The 15,670-nt window shown below is 68.3% G+C and carries 13 protein-coding genes; 5 read left to right on the top strand and 8 right to left on the bottom strand.

Annotation, left to right across the window (positions count from 1 at the left end):
• Positions 1–5 precede the first annotated feature (5 nt).
• Positions 6–1,661 carry a galactarate dehydratase gene (gene garD, locus BSY239_RS06625; protein ID WP_069046148.1) on the top strand — a complete coding sequence of 552 codons (1,656 nt, stop codon included), beginning with the start codon at positions 6–8 and terminating at the stop codon, positions 1,659–1,661.
• Here garD and BSY239_RS06630 read toward each other — a convergent pair.
• The 3 genes from BSY239_RS06630 to BSY239_RS06640 are packed head-to-tail and all read right to left on the bottom strand — an operon-like array spanning position 1,654 to position 6,021.
• Complete coding sequence (locus BSY239_RS06630) at positions 1,654–2,877, bottom strand: efflux RND transporter periplasmic adaptor subunit (protein ID WP_069046149.1); 1,224 nt, start codon at positions 2,875–2,877, stop codon at positions 1,654–1,656. The genes garD and BSY239_RS06630 overlap by 8 nt on opposite strands.
• Positions 2,874–5,243, bottom strand: a complete 2,370-nt coding sequence (locus tag BSY239_RS06635) for an ABC transporter permease (RefSeq protein WP_069046150.1) — start codon at positions 5,241–5,243, stop codon at positions 2,874–2,876. Before BSY239_RS06635 ends, BSY239_RS06630 begins: the two co-directional genes overlap by 4 nt.
• A 7-nt stretch (positions 5,244–5,250) precedes the next feature.
• Complete coding sequence (locus BSY239_RS06640) at positions 5,251–6,021, bottom strand: ABC transporter ATP-binding protein (protein WP_236944148.1); 771 nt, start codon at positions 6,019–6,021, stop codon at positions 5,251–5,253.
• Positions 6,022–6,105: 84 nt separating this feature from the next.
• On the opposite strand from BSY239_RS06640, the gene BSY239_RS06645 reads away from it, so the two are divergent.
• Positions 6,106–7,332 carry a multidrug effflux MFS transporter gene (locus BSY239_RS06645; RefSeq protein ID WP_069046152.1) on the top strand — a complete coding sequence of 409 codons (1,227 nt, stop codon included), beginning with the start codon at positions 6,106–6,108 and terminating at the stop codon, positions 7,330–7,332.
• Here BSY239_RS06645 and BSY239_RS06650 read toward each other — a convergent pair.
• Entirely contained in the window at positions 7,329–8,066 is a 738-nt protein-coding gene (locus tag BSY239_RS06650; protein WP_069046153.1) for an SOS response-associated peptidase, read from the bottom strand. The two genes, BSY239_RS06645 and BSY239_RS06650, sit on opposite strands and share 4 nt — an antisense overlap.
• A 427-nt stretch (positions 8,067–8,493) precedes the next feature.
• Between BSY239_RS06650 and BSY239_RS06655 the strand changes: the two genes are divergently transcribed.
• The gene (locus BSY239_RS06655; RefSeq protein WP_069046154.1) at positions 8,494–9,612 is read left to right on the top strand and encodes a DUF2855 family protein; all 1,119 of its coding nucleotides are present in this window, start codon (positions 8,494–8,496) and stop codon (positions 9,610–9,612) included.
• A gap of 136 nt (positions 9,613–9,748) precedes the next feature.
• On the opposite strand, the gene BSY239_RS22005 is transcribed toward BSY239_RS06655, so the two are convergent.
• The 3 genes from BSY239_RS22005 to BSY239_RS06675 all read right to left on the bottom strand — a co-directional run bounded on the left by BSY239_RS22005 (position 9,749) and on the right by BSY239_RS06675 (position 12,869).
• A complete protein-coding gene (locus BSY239_RS22005) occupies positions 9,749–11,770 on the bottom strand; it encodes a TonB C-terminal domain-containing protein (RefSeq protein ID WP_083239843.1) in 2,022 nt (673 codons plus the stop codon).
• 20 nt (positions 11,771–11,790) lie between these two features.
• Positions 11,791–12,309, bottom strand: coding sequence for an OmpA family protein (locus BSY239_RS06670; RefSeq protein WP_172823082.1), 519 nt, complete (start codon positions 12,307–12,309; stop codon positions 11,791–11,793).
• Between the two features lie 110 nt (positions 12,310–12,419).
• Positions 12,420–12,869 carry a FecR family protein gene (locus BSY239_RS06675; protein ID WP_069046158.1) on the bottom strand — a complete coding sequence of 150 codons (450 nt, stop codon included), beginning with the start codon at positions 12,867–12,869 and terminating at the stop codon, positions 12,420–12,422.
• A 321-nt stretch (positions 12,870–13,190) separates the two neighbouring features.
• Between BSY239_RS06675 and BSY239_RS06680 the strand changes: the two genes are divergently transcribed.
• Positions 13,191–13,745, top strand: coding sequence for a DUF4410 domain-containing protein (locus BSY239_RS06680; protein WP_069046159.1), 555 nt, complete (start codon positions 13,191–13,193; stop codon positions 13,743–13,745).
• A gap of 13 nt (positions 13,746–13,758) precedes the next feature.
• Here the strand turns inward: BSY239_RS06680 and BSY239_RS06685 are convergent, their stop codons facing one another.
• Positions 13,759–14,676 (bottom strand): LysR family transcriptional regulator, encoded by a 918-nt coding sequence (locus BSY239_RS06685; protein ID WP_069046160.1) that lies wholly within the window; start codon positions 14,674–14,676, stop codon positions 13,759–13,761.
• A 129-nt stretch (positions 14,677–14,805) separates the two neighbouring features.
• Between BSY239_RS06685 and BSY239_RS06690 the strand changes: the two genes are divergently transcribed.
• Positions 14,806–15,669 carry a fumarylacetoacetate hydrolase family protein gene (locus tag BSY239_RS06690; RefSeq protein ID WP_069046161.1) on the top strand — a complete coding sequence of 288 codons (864 nt, stop codon included), beginning with the start codon at positions 14,806–14,808 and terminating at the stop codon, positions 15,667–15,669.
• Position 15,670 lies beyond the last annotated feature (1 nt).

The raw sequence follows: 15,670 nt of genomic DNA on the forward strand, positions 1-15,670 counted from the left end.
CAGGGATGTCACAAGCCCTTCACGCAACCCAACCACCCCCGGCGACACGCCCGGCCGCGCCACTGACCATCCGCATGCACGCCAGCGACAACGTGGCCATCGTGGCCAACGACGGTGGCCTGCCTGTGGGCACCGAGCTGCCCGGCGGCTTGGTGCTGCGCGACAAGGTGCCGCAAGGCCACAAGGTCGCGCTGGTGAATCTTCCCAAGGGCGCGGTGGTGCTGCGCTACGGCGTGCCCATCGGTCACGCGCTGGCCGACATTGCCGCCGGCAGCTGGGTGCACGAGCGCCTGCTGCAGATGCCCGATGCCCGTGGTCTGGACAACCTGCCCATGGCCACCGTCAAAACCGAGCCGCTGCCGCCGCTGGAGGGCTACACCTTCGAGGGCTACCGCAACGCCGACGGTTCGGTGGGCACACGCAACATCCTGGCCATCACCCAGACCGTGCAGTGCGTGGCCGGCGTCACCGACTTTGCCGTGCAGCGCATCAAGGCCGAGCTGCTGCCGCGCTTTCCCAACGTGGACGATGTGGTGGCGCTCGAACACGGTTACGGCTGCGGCGTGGCGATCGACGCGCCCGACGCGGTGATTCCCATCCGCACGCTGCGCCACATCAGCCTGAACCCCAACTTCGGCGGCGAGGTGATGGTGGTGAGCCTGGGTTGCGAGAAGCTGCAGCCCGAGCGGCTCTTCCCGCCCAACGCCATCCCGATCCAGGACACCCGTGGAACCGGCTTTGCCGGGCCACAGGGTGTGCCCCCCCTGCCAGGGGGGGAGACGCGCAGCGGCGCAGGGGGGTTAGACACCGTCTGTTTGCAGGACGATGCGCACGTGGGCTTCATGAGCATGGTCGACTCCATCGTTCGCCAGGCCGAAGAACACCTGCAGCGCCTCAACGCGCGCCGCCGCGAGACCGTGCCCGCCAGTGAACTCGTGGTGGGCGTGCAGTGCGGCGGCAGCGATGCGTTCAGCGGCGTCACCGCCAACCCGGCGGTGGGTTTCTGCACCGACCTGCTGGTGCGCGCCGGTGCCAGTGTGATGTTTTCCGAAACCACCGAGGTGCGCGACGGCATCGCCCAGCTCACTGCGCGCGCCACCACGCCCGAGGTGGCACAGGCCATGGTGCGCGAGATGGCCTGGTTTGATGCCTACCTGCAGCGCGGCAGCGTGGACCGCAGCGCCAACACCACGCCGGGCAACAAGAAGGGCGGCCTGTCGAACATCGTGGAGAAGGCCATGGGCTCGATCGTGAAGTCGGGCAGCGCACCGATTGCCAACGTGCTGGCGCCGGGCGAGAAGCTCAAGTCCAAGGGCCTGACCTACGCCGCCACGCCCGCGAGCGACTTCATCTGCGGCACGCTGCAGCTGGCCGCCGGCATGAACCTGCACGTGTTCACCACCGGGCGCGGCACGCCCTATGGCCTGGCCGCTGTGCCGGTGATCAAGGTCGCCACGCGCAGCGACCTGGCGCGCCGCTGGCACGACCTGATGGACATCAACGCCGGCACGATCGCCGACGGCTCGGCCAGCATCGAAGACGTGGGCTGGGAGATGTTTCGATTGATGCTCGACGTGGCCAGCGGCCGCAAGAAAACCTGGGCCGAACACTGGAAGCTGCACAACGCCCTGGTGCTGTTCAACCCCGCGCCGGTCACCTGACCTTCACCGCCTGGCCATCGCTGATGGTGCTGCCCGGGTAGAGCAGCACCTGCTCACCTTCGCGCACACCACCGTTCTCCGAAGTGATCCAGGCCACGTCGGCGTTGCGCTCGCGCAGCGTCACCGCGCGGGCCACAGCGCGCTGGCCCTCCACCACGAACACCCGCCACGCCGTCCCGTCGCGCACCAAGGCCGCGCTGGGCACGAGAAGCGCACCGTTCTGCGAGGACACGGTGATGCGCGCGTCGACCCGGAAACCGTCTCCCAGGCGCTGCGCCTGGGCTGTGGTCGTGTCCAGGTCCACGATCACGTTCACCCGCTGCTCCTCGATGCCCAGGGCCGAGACCTTGGTGAAGGCCACCGGCTCGATGCGCGTGACATGGCCCGGCAACGGTGGCGCGCCGTTGGTGAGCGTGAGCGTGGCGGGCGCGCCCGGTGCGATCTGCTGCACCTCGCTGGAGAGCACGTCGATCACGGCTTCCACCGCGGCGATGTCGCCGATCTCCAGCAGGTGCTGGCCCGCAGTCACGGGTGAGGCGCTGTCCAGGTGCAGCTTGATCACCTGGCCGTCCACCGGGCTCTTGAGCGTCCACAGGCCTTCCACGCGGGCTCCCGCACCGGGCTCCGCGCGCGACAGCGCGGCCTGGGCCTCGGCCAGCGCGAATTCGGCCGCGCGCTGCTCGGCGCGACCCGCGTCCAGCGCCTGCTGGGCCGAGCGCCGCGCCAGCACCGCCGCATCGCGCGCCGAGGGCGCGATGAAGTTCTCGCGCGCCAGTTTCTGCGCGCGTTCGGCCTCCAGGTTGGCCTGGGCCAGTGCGGTGTCCAGACGCTGAACCTGGGCCACCGCGGCCCGCCGCGCCGCGTCGGCACTGCCCACGCGCTGCTGCAGCACCAGCCGTGTGCGCGCGTCGATCATTTGCGGCGCCACGGGTGTGAGCGTGGCCACCACATCGCCCGCGCGCACGGTGTCGCCCACCTTGAGCGTGGGCCGCGCCAGCTCGGCCTGGGTGGGGGCAGAAATCAGATAGCGGTGCTTCAGACGCAGCTGGCCGTCTTCTTCGATCGCCTGTTCGAAGCGCCCGGTGGTGACCGGCGCCACCTCCACCAGCAAGGGGCGTGGTTGAAAGGCCCAGAAGGCGAGGGCGGCGACCGCCAGCGCTGCAGCGGCCCAGGGCGCCCAGCGGCGCCAGCGGTGGTTGAGGTTCGTGTTGTTCATTCGCGGACTTTCAAAACAGCGACCAGGTCGAGCCGGTCGATCTGGCGACGCACCATCAAGGCGCTGACAACACCCGCAGCCAGCACGATGAGCGCGGCCCAGGCGTAGGTGGACGGTTCGATCACCACCGGAAAATCGATGTTGTCCGAGGACATGAGGCGCATCATCAGAGACGCCAGCGCCCAGCCCGCCACCGCGCCGATGGGCAGTGCCAGCAGCAGCTCGGCCCCGAGTTCGCCGAGCAGCAGCACCGAGACCTCGGCGCGCGTCATGCCCAGCACGCGCAGGCTGGCGAGTTCCCAGGCGCGTTCCGACAGGGTGATGCGCGCGGCGTTGTAGACGATGCCCACCGCCATGGCCACGGCGAACAGCGTGAGGATGCCGCTGAACACGCCCATGTTGCGCGAGGTGGTCTCGTTGAAGCTGGCCATGGAGCCGGCCTTGTCGAACACCGCGTTGATCACCGGCGCGCGTTTGACCGCCGACCAGAACTCGCCCATGGCCAGCGGATCCACCCGCAGCGCGGCCTCGGCCACACCGGCGCCGTCGCGCGCCAATCCGTTCATGGCGTGCAGGTTCATGAAGGCCTGTTTGCCCATCAGGGTGTGCACGATCTCAACCACCTCCACCGTGGTGCGGGTCTGGTTCCAGAGGCGGAACTCCAGCTCCACGCGGTCGCCCACGCGCGCACCCACGGCGTTGGCCAACAGGGACGACATCACCATCCCGCTGGCGGGCATGGCCACCGGGCCGCGCGCGTCGTCCACCGCGCGCAGGAGTTGTGCACCGTCGACCAGGCCCATGAGCGACGCGTCTTCGGTCAGGCCATGCAGACGCACGCGCACCGGCTCGCTGCGGTAGGGCTCCGCATCCATCACACCGGGCAGGCGTTGCAGGTCTTGCACCACCGTCAGCGGCACCGGGCGGTGGAAGTTCACCAGCACGTCGCCCTGCTGCACCTGGCGGAACTGCACGTCGACGATGTGGGCGATGGCGTCGAGCCAGAAGGCGCCCGAGATCTGCAGCGCCACCGACAGCGCGATGCCGGTCACCGTGAAGGCTGCGCGCAGCGGGCGGCGTTCGAAGTTGCGGATGACCATGAGCGCGCCGGTGCTCACGCGCCGGCCCAGACCCAGCCGTTCGATCAGCGTCTGCCGGTAGCTCGGCGGGGCCGGTGGCTGCATGGCCTGCGCGGGACGCAGGCGCACCACGGCGCGGATGGCCGTCCAGGTTCCCGCGGCGGCGGCGGCAAAGGCGAGTGCCGTGGCCACCACCACCAGCCACGGTGTGGTGACGTAGGCCAGGTGGTTGAAGCGGAACACCTCGTCGTACAACCCGAGCATCAGCTGGCCGATGACCAGGCTCAGGGCCAGACCGGCCACCACGCCCAACCCGGCGATCACGAGGGCAAGCTTGATGTAGTGCCACGCGATGCCGCCATCGCTGTAGCCCAGTGCCTTGAGTGCAGCGATCTGGCTGCGCTGTGTGGCCACCTGGCGGCTGATGACCACGTTGAGGATGAACATGGCCACCGCGAGAAAGATGGACGGCAACACCGTGCCCATGACCTTGAGCTGCGAGAGCTCGTCGGACACGATCTTGGCCGAGAGCTGCTTGTCGCGACCCACCGCACCCAGCGTGCCGTAGGCGTCGAGCAGGCGGTCGGCCTGTTCGATCACGGCGGGCTCTGAACCGCCGGCGTCCAGCCGCAGCGCGGCCTGGTTGAACGCGCCCTGCAGGTCGAACGCGTGGGCCATGCGCTCGTGGTCGATCCACCAGATGCCGAATGTCTGGTCGTCGGGCGCGCCGCCGCGCGAGGCGAACACGTACTCGGGCGAAATGGCGGTGCCCACCAGGTGCACCTGTTCCAGCCGGCCGTTGAGGATGGCGTTGACCCGGTCGCCGGGCTTGAGGCCGCGCGCCACCGCAAACCGGTCGCTCACCACGGCCTCCAGTGCGCGACCGCGCTCTGGCCAGCGGCCGCTGCGCAGCGTGAGCGCGTTCAGACCCTGGCGCTGTGCGTGGGCCCGAGCGAGGTCCAGGCCGATGAAGCGGCCCGTCACGGGTGCGTCGGCGTCGGGCAGGGCGATCTGTGCGTCCATCACCACATCGAGCTTGACCTCGGCCACACCCGGGATGGCCGCCAGGCGCGCGCCCAGGTGCACCGGCGCGCGCTTGACGCTGGCGAACACGTCGGCGAGGCGGTTGTCGCGGTAGAAGCTGTCGCGCGAGCCCTGCAGGGACTCGTGCACCGAGAACATGCCCACGAAACCGGCCACGCCGATGGCCACGACCACCGCGATGGTGATCACCTGCGCGCGCAGCCGCTGGAGGTCGCGCCAGAGTTTGGTGTCGAGGACTTTCATGGCTGGCTCACCACTTCAGGGTGGACGCGGCCACCTTGTGGTCGTTGATCCGCGCGTCCACGATGCGGCCATCGGCCAGGCGCAACACACGGTCGGCCATGTCCGCAATGGGTGCGTTGTGCGTGATCACCACCGTGGTCGTGCCCAGCGTGCGGTTCACGTGCTCGATGGCCTGCAGCACCATCACGCCGGTGGCGCAGTCCAGTGCACCGGTGGGCTCGTCGCACAGCAGCACGGCGGGGCGTTTGGCGATGGCGCGTGCAATCGCCACGCGCTGTTGCTCGCCGCCGGAGAGTTGTGAGACAAAGTGGTTCATGCGTTCACCCAGACCCACCAGCGCCAGCGCTTCTTCGGGCGGCATGGGGTCCTCGGCCAGGTCGGTGACCAGGGCCACGTTTTCCAGCGCGGTGAGACTGGGAATGAGGTTGTAGAACTGGAACACGAAGCCCACGTGCTCGCGCCGGTAGCGCGTGAGCTCGGCGTCGCTGGCGCCGGTGAGTTCGTGCGACTCGCCCGCGTGCACCCAGCGCGCCGTGCCGGCGCTGGCGCTGTCCAGCCCGCCCAGGATGTTCAGCAGGGTCGACTTGCCGCTGCCCGAGGCGCCGAGCAACACCACGAACTCGCCGCGCACGATGCACAGATCGACCCCTCGCAGCGCTTGCACGGCCGTGACGCCCTCGCCGTAGACCTTGGTGAGGCCCTGGGCGATGAAGACGGGTTCGGCGTCGGGTGCTGCGGCGTTCATCGGGTGAATGGAGCCAAAGTGGCCAGCGTGCATTCGACCACCTCGGCTGCGGCGCGACCTTGACGCGGGTCAAGTTCCGGGCCTTGCCTTAGACTCCCGCCTCCGCTTGTTCGCCTTATGTCTGCCTCCTCCTCTCCCTCCCCTTCCCACGCCCCGCTGATCGCCAACCTGATCGCGCAGCTGGCCTTCGGCCTGCTCGCCATGACCATCTGCCTGCCGTCCATGCAGGAGTGGGGCGCGCTGTTCGGCTCCGACCAGGCCAGCGTGCAGCTCACCTTCAGCGGCTACGTGGTGGCTTACGGCGGCCTGCAGCTGCTCTATGGCCCCTGGTCCGACCGCTGGGGACGCAAGAAGGTGTTGATGCTCGGCCTGACGCTCGCCGGCCTCGGTTCGGTGCTGGCGGCGCTCTCGCCCAGCCTTGCGTGGCTCACGGCGGCGCGCGTGCTGCAGGGCGCGGGTTGCGCGGCCGGCATGGTGGTGGGCCGCGCCATGGTGCAGGACCTGTTCACCGGCCCCGAGCGCACGCGCGTGATGGCCTACGTGGGCATGGCCATGGGGCTGATTCCGCCCACCGCCACCATCCTGGGCGGGCAGATTCATGTGCGCCTGGGCTGGCAAGCCAACTTCGTGCTCATCGCCGTGCTGGCGGTCGTGCTGCTGGTGGCGGCGTGGAAAGGTTTGCCCGACCACCCACCGGCCACCACCGTGCAGCCCCACTGGCTGGGCGCCATGCTGGCCTCCTATGCCCGGCTGGCGCGCGAGCCGTCGTTCCTGCTGTTTGTGCTGATCCTCGCCATGGCCACCGCCACGTTTTATGCCTTCCTCGCCGGCGCCCCCATCGTGCTGGGCAGCTACGGCGTGGGGCCGGCGGGCATCGGGTACTACATCATGGTCGTGCCCCTGTCCTACATCGTGGGCAACTTCCTCACCACGCGTCTGGTGCACCGCACGGGGGAGCGCGCCATGATGATGGCGGGTCAGCTGTTCTCGGTGGGCGGCATCGTGCTCATGCTGGTGCTGGCGCTGGCCAACGTGGACACCCCGCTGGCTTTCGCCTTGCCGCTCATGTTGCTGGGCCTGGGCAACGGTTTCCTGGTGCCCCCGGCGCTCACCGGCACGGTCGGGCTGCTGCCGGCGCTGGCCGGCTCGGCCGCCGCGGTGGCGGGTGTGGCGCAGCAGTTCATGGGCGCGCTGGGCGGTTACGCCGTGGGCCTCGTGCCCCACGACGGCGCGGTGAACCTGGGCTGGCTGATGCTGGGTCTGTGCAGCGCGGGGCTGGTGGCGCAGGTGGTGCTCAACCAGCGCCGGGGTGTCAAACCCGCGCCGGTGCGTTCGGACCCCTAGAGCAGGCTGCCCTGGACGCCACCACCGCGCTCCTTCGAGTCCAGCAACGCATCGGTGGCGCGCGCATCGGCCAGATCGAACACCCCGGTGGCCTGTGGCCTCACCAAGGCCTGGGCTTCGGCCACCGGGCCATGCAACCAGGTGGACCAGTCGGCGGGATCGATGTGGGCGACGGCGCGTTTGTCCTGCTGGTCGGCGGGCAACGTCGGATCGGGCTTGTGCAGGCGCCCGAGCAGGGGGTGGCCATCGCAGTTGCAGGTGATCATGGTGAAGTTGGGCACGAGCTCACCGGTCTGCGGATCGGTCCACTCGGACCACAGACCCGCCAGCGCCCAGGGTTCGCCATCGGCGCGGCGCAGGCGCCACCAGATGTTCTTGCCGGTTTCCCAGTTGGGTTCCTGGTACCAGTCGGCCAGGATCAGGCAGCGCCGGCCCTGCGCCCAGGCGCTGCGGTAGGTCGGACGCTCGGCAATGCCCTCGATGCGCGCGTTGTTGGTGAGCACCGCGCGCGAGGCGGGCCGGCGCGTGGTGCTGCCGGGGCGGATCATGCCCCACTGACCCAGCCGCCCGACCAGTTGGGCGTGTTCACCCGCTTGGCCCGGGCGCACCAACAGGCCGGTTTGAAACGGTCCCACGGTGGCGGGCATGAAGTCTTCGACGTCGACTGTGGCGCCCACGCTGCCGAGATAGCGCTCGGCCGTGCCTTTGGGGGTCATGTTGTAGAGGTTGCACATCGGCCAGGTGGGAGGGTGTAAGTGTTGGATGGCGAACAGACCGCGGCCCGCGTGGGTGGTCAGATGGGTTCACAAGCAGCTGCATTGGGCCTTCGCCGAGGGCCGGCATTGCTCAGGAGAAGACCATGTACATCGGCGGCGGCGCAATTCTGCTCATCATCATCCTGTTTCTCGTGTTTCGTTGAAACACTGCGCGAAGCTCACACATGCTTGTGTGGGTCTTCGCGCCGTTGTGCGTGCCTGAGGCACAGCCCCTGACGCTGCTTCACAGCGTCCAGGCCCCTCTTCGTCAGTGGCCCGGGTGTGCAAGGGCGTGCGTGCTCCAGGGTCGGGAGCGGCCCACAAACGCGCGTGACAAGCGCCGTGGCCTGTTCGGTGCAACATGTGGCCGTCCCGCCCTTGCCCGTCACCACACCGCAGGCCCACCATGACCACACAGTTCCAGGTTCGCAGAGACCAGCTCGCCACCACCCGCACCGTGCAGCTGCCCGACACACCCTTGGCCGAGGGTGAGGTTCGCGTGCGCATCGAGCATTTCGCCTACACCTCGAACAACATCACGTACGCCGCGTTTGGCGACGCCATGAACTACTGGCAGTTTTTTCCGGTGGCGCCCGCGGCGGATGACACCGCCACCTGGGGCTTGGTGCCGGTGTGGGGCTTTGGCGTGGTGGCCCAGAGCCGGTGCGACGGTGTGGCCGAGGGCGAGCGGCTGTACGGCTACTGGCCCATGGCCTCGCATGCGGTGCTCACCCCCGCGCGCATCTCGCCCGAAGGTTTCTTTGACGGTGCGCCGCACCGTGCTGCGCTGCACCCGGTCTACAACCACTACCTGCGCTGCGCGGCGGACCCGCTGTTCGACCCCGCCACCGAACCGCTGCAGGCGCTGCTGCGCCCGCTCTTCCTCACCGCCTGGCTGATCGACGACTTTCTGGCCGACAACGATTTCTTCGGCACGAACGCAGGTGGCCAGCGTGGCGTGATGCTGCTCTCGTCGGCCAGCAGCAAGACCGCGTACGCCACCGCCGCGCAACTGGCGCTGCGGCCCGAGGTCGAGGTGGTGGGCCTCACCTCGCCGGCCAACGTGGCGTTTTGTGAAAGCCTGGGGGTGTACAGCCGCGTGCTCACCTACGACCAGCTCGACCAGCTGCCGCCAGAAACGCCCTGTGTGTACGTGGACTTCGCCGGCAACGGCGCGCTGCGCAAGGCCATCCACAGCCGCTTCAGTGCGCTGGCCTACAGCTGCTCCATCGGCGGCACGCATGTGGACCAGCTCGCGGGTGGCCGCGACCTGGACGGACCGCGCCCGGTGCTGTTCTTTGCGCCGGCGCAGGCCAAGAAGCGCCAAGGCGACTGGGGCGTGGCCGGTTTCAACGAACGCATGGCGAAGGCCTGGCACGCCTTCATCGCGCAGGTAAACGATCCTGCCGCCCCCTGGGTGGTGGTGCAGCACCACAGCGGCCCCGACGCCGTGCAGGCCGCCCACGCACTGGTGCTGGGCGGGCGTGGCGACGCGCGTGCGGGGCACATGCTGTCGCTGTCCTGAGCGCGTGACCCTGGCGCGTGACATTGCACACAGAGACTGTGCCCTACGCTGTGGATAACCAGGTGGACAACCGCCACAGCCCGCTGCCCGCCTCACGCTGCGGGATGTGCTCAAAAATCAGGCGCTGACCGGAGGCTCAGTACAGCCGCACCGCCACGTCGAAGTGCCAGGTGCGTCGGATCTCGACCACGTCGTACTGGCGGGCCAGCGCAGGCGGAAACGCCGGGTAACTTGCCTGGCTGCGCACGATGCGCTCGATGCCCTCGTCGATGGCCGCCACGCCGCTGGAGCTCACAAAGGTCACGTTCTCCACCGACCCATCGCTGCGGATCGCCACCGTCACCACCGGCTGGGTGTGGGGCTGTTTGGCGGCCTCGCGCACCAGCTCGATGGTCATGTTCATCTGGATCTTGCGGGCCCAGGCCTCGGCGTACAGGATGAGATCGGTGTTGGGGTCGGCGCGCCCGAACAGCCGGGCGCGGCGCGCGGTGCTCAGGGAATAGGGCAACAGGTTGGCGGCGGCCGCAGCAGCATCGCGGCGATCGGCTTCTTCGTTGAGCTGACGCCCGATGGCGCGCAGGCGCTCTTCGCGTTTCGCCTCGTCCGCCTGCCGCTCGGCCTGCAAGCGTGCGGCTTCGGTCGCAACGGCTTGCTGGCGGGCCGCGGCTTGTTGATCGGCCGCTTGCTGGGCCGCCGCCTGGCGTTCGGCCTCCCGTCGTTCGGCCGCCTGTTGTGCGGCCTGAGCCTGAGCCTGAGCCTGAGCCTGAGCCTGAGCTTGGGCTTGGGCTTGGGCTTGGGCTTGAGCTTGAGCTTGAGCTTGAGCTTGAGCGGCCTGCTGGCGGGTCGCTTCCTGTTCGGCTGCGGCTTGCTGCGCCGCCGCCACGCGTTCGGCTTCCAGTCGGTTGGCTTCGGCCTGTGCCGCTTGCTGGCGCGCGGCCTCCTGCTGGGCGACTGCACGCTGCGCCGCCGCCTGGCGTTCGGCTTCGGCGCGTGCGGCTTGTTCGCGATCGACCTGCTGTTGTGCGGCGGCTCGACGCTCGGCTTCCTGGCGCTCTGCGGCCTCGCGTTCAGCCGCTTGTTGCGCCAGGGTTTGCTGCGCAGCCGCTTCCTGCTCCGCTGCCCAACGGCGCGCGGTCTGCTCCCGCTCCGCCAGCTCGCGCGCCGACGCTTGCCGTTGGGATTCCAGGCGCTGGGCCTCTTCGGCGCGCGCCGCTTCCTGGCGGGCGGTCTCCTGCTGTGCCAAGGCTTGCCGGGCCGCCGCCTGGCGCTCGGCGTCGAGTCGCGCAGCCGCCTCGCGTTCGGCCTCCCGTTGTCGTTCTGCCTCCACCTCGGCCGCCTTGCGCCGGGCGGCACCCTGGCGCTCGACTTCGAGCCGCGCGGTTTCAACACGCGCGGCTTCCTGGCGCGCGGCCTCCTGCAGAGCGGCTTCTTGTCGCTCGGCTTCAGCGCGCGTGGCTTCGGCCTGAGCCAATGTCTGTCGTGCGATCTCTTCACGCGCGGCCTGCTCGCGCTCCGCGCTCAGCCGATCGGCCTCAAGTCGCGCAGCCGTTTGCCGGTCGGCCTCTTGTTGCGCAGCGGCCAGTCTTGCGGCTTCTTGTCGAGCGGCCTCCAGGCGTTCGGTTTCCCGGCGCTCGGCGTTCTGTTGCTCTTCCTCCTGCGCGCTGCGCGCCCGCAGGGCCACCTCGGCGGGTTGGACCTGGGCGGGTGGTGCGCTGGGCACTGCCACAGGTTCGGGGACCACGGCGGCCGGCGGCACAGGGACCTCGGCCACGGGCTCGACCGGCGCGGCAGGCGAGGGCACAGCCGCCTGGGCGCTGGGCATGGGGACTGACTCGGGGCTGGGTGCCGGGGGCTGGGCAGGCAAAGGGTTTGATCGGCGGGCGGCCGGCTGCGACGGCGGTGGCGGCGAGGGCTGCGCAGCAGGTGCAACGGCTGGTTCAGGCGCCGGGCCCTGCGCTGGCGCGAGCACGATGCGCAGGTCCGGCACCTCGATCCGCCGGTCTTGCCAAGGGAAGCCCAGACCCGGCAAGCCGATGCCCTGGCCACCAAAGGTGAGGCTCAGCAGCAGCGCATGGAACAGCAGCGACAGCAGCAATGCCGTCCCCATGCGCCGGCGCTCGGAGCTCTTGCGCGCGGGAGGGGCTGTCTTGGGCTGCATGCGGCCGATTGTCCCTGCCTTCAGAAAATCAGGATTTCGACCCGCCTGTTTTTCCCGTCTGACGCGCGCAAGCCCGTGGAGGGCTTGGTGTCGCCGAAGTACTGCAGGTCGATGTTCTTGAGAGAGGGATCGCTCGCGCGGAGCAGGTCGGCCGCGGCTTCGGCGCGGTCGGACGACAGCTTCAGGTTCGACTCATGGGTGCCGGTGGCATCGGCGTGACCAAAGACCGTGATCCTGGCGGGCTTGCGCGCACGCACCACCCGAAGCATGGCGGGCACCAGGGACCTGGACTCTTCCGTCAGCTCGGTCTTGTCCAGCAGGAACTGCAGCACAAAGATCCGGGGCGCCGGTGCGTTGGCCTTGAGCAGGTCGCCATAGGCGCCGTTGACCGTGTCGCGACCGACCGTCCTGGCGTTGGACGGGGTTGCGTTGTTGCCGTTGACGGTCGTGTAGCTGAAGGCCTTGTCCAGCCGCTGCGTGCTCGATCCCGACGCAACCGCCACGGCGCCCAACGTGTTGTCTTCTTCGGGCAGCAGCACGACCGTGGTACGCGTGCTGGTCGGTGTGGCGCAACCCGCCAGGAGCGCGATGGAGATCAGGAGCGGCGCCGCGAACCGGGCGCACCGGATGTGTGTGGCCCCCATGGGCCTCAGTCTGCCTCGATGATGAAGCGCGTGCCGCGAACACCGATGGTTGCCGTGGGCGTGGCCACCTTGACCGATTCCGGCGAGAGCTTGGCGATCATTCCGGATGAATAGACCGCAGCCCCCCGGGCGAGGTAGACGAAGAACTCGAACTTCGCCTGCTTGGGCTCAAAGGCGTAGTCGCGCACCTGGATGTCGGTCGACGGTCCGAGCGTGAGCTGCGTGCCGTCCTTGAACACGATGCCGGCCGAGGAGCCGGCGCCGGAGACGATACGGTCCGACACGAACAGCGTCGAGCCCGACACGGCGTTCATCGTGGTGCCGTTGCGGGCAATGCCGATGTCGCCCGAGACGTTGTTGAACGTGGCGACGGATTCACCGGCGGCGTGGGCCGCCCCGGCCAACACGAACACACCCACGGCCGCCAGCAGCGAGGTCAGTTTCAAGCGCTTCATCGGAAATCCTTTGGTTTGAGGCGTGGTGAGCGCTCGGACAGTCGCCTCGCGAAACACGAGCAGCAATGCAGGCGCAGGCCCTTGGGCCCTCCATGTCGAAGGACACAGAGGCCGCGCGCTGTGACCATGGGTCACAGTAAGGTCTGGCCCGCCGGTTGTATGTTCGGTACCGCGCACAACAAAGCCGCAACGCATCTTTCAGGGCAGGACCGTGATGAATGTCTGCATTCGCCTGTCCCGGCATGGCAGCCCGCTCGTGCTTTGGGATCGCGTATCGTCCAGCGCTCTGCAAGCAACCTCCTCAACGAATTCAACACCCCCATGCTGAACCTGTTCAACCGATCTCTCCTCATCGCCGCCGTGCTGTTCCTTGCGGGCTGCGCCGCCACCGTCAGCCAGACCTCCACCTCGTCGTCCTCACCCGGCGCGGCGCCGCAGGCGGCAGGCGCAACGCTCGTTGCGGTGGTCACGGGCAGTCCGGCCATGCAGGCCAGCAGCGACTGGTCGTCGTTTCTGGCGGAGTGGCAGGAATCGTTGGCGGCTTCCGCAGAAAGCGCCAGGATGCCCTTCGTTTTCGTCAAAGACGAGGCTTCCATTCCGTCCAGGTCATCGATCCTCGTGCGATTGACGGTCAATGACTTCCGCTACGTGTCCACGACCAAGCGCTACATGTTGGGCGTCATCGCCGGCAACGCCTACATGGACGTGGATGCCCAGTACATCGAACTTCCCGCGAACAAGCCGTTCGGATCCAAGAAGTTCAACACCTCGTCCAGTGCCTGGGAGGGCATCTTCTCGGCCGTGACGCCGAAGCAGGTTCGGACCGTCTCCGACTTGATCGTCAAGGATGTAGCCTCGACGGCGCCAGCGAAGTAGGGCGTGGGGCCGCTCATTCGAGCTGGCTCAGCTGGTTCCCCCAGCCTTCCACCGTGTCCCTGAGCAAGCGGGCGACGATCTTGCTGGCCGCCGTGAGCTGGCCTTGCTTGGGCAAAGACAAGGTCACGTGGCGTCGGCAGTCTGGGTTGACGATGCGCGCGGCCTGCAGGCGCCCTGAGCGCAGTTCGTCTGCGATGGAAAACGGGCCGAGCAGCGAGTACAGGTGGTCGGTGTGGGCCACCAGCTCCTTCTGCACGCGCAGCGAGTCGGCTTCCACCTCGGCTTGCAGGGTGAAGCCCTTGCCACGGGCGGTCTCATCCAGCACCGAGCGCCAGTGCGCGGGTCTGCGCGGCAGCACCAGGCGCAGGCCTTCCAGTTTGTTGAAGTCGACGGTCTCGTGGCGGGTGAGGGCATCTCCCACGCGTGACACGAGGTAGGTCCCGACCGTTGCCAGCAGATGCTCGTCGGGACTGGCGGGCTTCTGGTAGCGAAACAGGATGGCCATGTCGACACTGCCTGTGTCGAGCAGTGCGTCCAGCTCGCCGCCTTGTCCCTCGCGGATGTTCAGCTTGATCTTCGGGAAATCGGCCTTCAACCGTTGATACAGCCGGGTCATCAGCGGATGGGCCGCCGAGGGCAGGATCCCGAGCTTGACTTCACCCATGGGCTCGCCCGCATCGGTGCGGATGGCGGCCAGCAACTGGTCGGTGTCGCGCACCCAGTTGCGCACGCGGGTTTCGATGTGCTGGCCCAGATCCGTGAGCACCACGCCGCGCCCGGTGCGCCGGAACAGTGCGCCGCCGCACGCCGCTTCCAGTTCGCTGATCTGTCGGCTGATGTGCGATTGCACCGTCTGGCGCTGCGCGGCGACCTTGGTGAAGCTGCCGAGCTCGGCCACTTCGAGGAAGAGCCGGAAGTTGTTCGGGTTCATGCGGTTCTCCTGCGGATCTGGTATGCCACATAAGGCATGTCTGAAATCTCAGTTTGCATTCTATTCAGATGCCTGGTGCCTCCCTAGACTCCACCTCCATCACAACGAGACCTACCGGAGAAGCACCCCATGCGCTATGCAAGCTTTGAGATCAATGGACAGGCCAGCTACGGCGTGGTGGACGGTGCGGGCCAATACCGCCGTGTGCCCGTCGCCTTCCAGGCGCGGTACGCCAACCTGAAGGACGTGATCGCGGCCGATGCACTGGTTGCCCTGGCCGAAGCTGCCATGGCCGGCGGCGAGCAGCTGAAACCCGAACAGGTTCGGCTGCTGCCCGTGATTCCCAACCCTGGCAAGCTGATCTGCGTCGGCCTCAACTACAAGAGCCACGTGGCCGAAACCAGACGCGCCGACAGCGAGTACCCCTCGCTGTTCCTGCGCTTCAACGACAGCCTGGCCGCGCACGACGACGTGGTGCTGCGCCCGGCGTTCTCGGAGCGCTTCGACTGGGAGGGTGAACTCGCTTTTGTCATCGGCAAGGGGGGCCGCCACATCGCCAAGGAGAAGGCCTTCGAGCACATCGCCGGCTACGCCTGCTTCAACGACGTGAGCGTGCGCGACTGGCAGAAACACACGCACCAGTTCACGCCCGGCAAGAACTTCCCCGGCACCGCGCCCTTCGGCCCGGTGCTGGTGAGCCGCGACGAGGTGCCCGATGTGACCGCGCTCACGCTGGAGACACGCGTCAACGGCCAGGTGGTGCAGCACGCCAGCGTGGGCGACCTGATCTTCGACATCCCGACCATCGTGGCCTACGTCTCGCGCTTCACGCCGCTGTCGCCCGGCGACGTGATCGCCACCGGCACCCCGGGTGGCGTGGGCGACCGCCGCGAGCCACCGATGTACATGAAGGAAGGCGACGTGGCCGAGGTCGAGATCACCGGCCTGGGCGTGCTGCGCAACCGCATCGGCACCGACCACAGCGCCTCCTGAA

It is taken from the genome of Hydrogenophaga sp. RAC07 (assembly GCF_001713375.1).
Classification (GTDB): domain Bacteria; phylum Pseudomonadota; class Gammaproteobacteria; order Burkholderiales; family Burkholderiaceae_C; genus Hydrogenophaga.

Bases quoted from the DNA above. Each gene is read 5' to 3' on its own strand.
- BSY239_RS06650 (WP_069046153.1), bottom strand. From the start codon at position 8,066: ATGTGCAACCTCTACAACATGACCCCCAAAGGCACGGCCGAGCGCTAT.
- BSY239_RS06680 (WP_069046159.1), top strand. From the start codon at position 13,191: ATGCTGAACCTGTTCAACCGATCTCTCCTCATCGCCGCCGTGCTGTTC.
- BSY239_RS06635 (WP_069046150.1), bottom strand. From the start codon at position 5,243: ATGAAAGTCCTCGACACCAAACTCTGGCGCGACCTCCAGCGGCTGCGC.
- BSY239_RS06640 (WP_236944148.1), bottom strand. From the start codon at position 6,021: ATGCACGCTGGCCACTTTGGCTCCATTCACCCGATGAACGCCGCAGCA.
- garD (WP_069046148.1), top strand. From the start codon at position 6: ATGTCACAAGCCCTTCACGCAACCCAACCACCCCCGGCGACACGCCCG.
- BSY239_RS06655 (WP_069046154.1), top strand. From the start codon at position 8,494: ATGACCACACAGTTCCAGGTTCGCAGAGACCAGCTCGCCACCACCCGC.
- BSY239_RS22005 (WP_083239843.1), bottom strand. From the start codon at position 11,770: ATGCAGCCCAAGACAGCCCCTCCCGCGCGCAAGAGCTCCGAGCGCCGG.
- BSY239_RS06645 (WP_069046152.1), top strand. From the start codon at position 6,106: ATGTCTGCCTCCTCCTCTCCCTCCCCTTCCCACGCCCCGCTGATCGCC.
- BSY239_RS06690 (WP_069046161.1), top strand. From the start codon at position 14,806: ATGCGCTATGCAAGCTTTGAGATCAATGGACAGGCCAGCTACGGCGTG.
- BSY239_RS06685 (WP_069046160.1), bottom strand. From the start codon at position 14,676: ATGAACCCGAACAACTTCCGGCTCTTCCTCGAAGTGGCCGAGCTCGGC.
- BSY239_RS06630 (WP_069046149.1), bottom strand. From the start codon at position 2,877: ATGAACAACACGAACCTCAACCACCGCTGGCGCCGCTGGGCGCCCTGG.
- BSY239_RS06675 (WP_069046158.1), bottom strand. From the start codon at position 12,869: ATGAAGCGCTTGAAACTGACCTCGCTGCTGGCGGCCGTGGGTGTGTTC.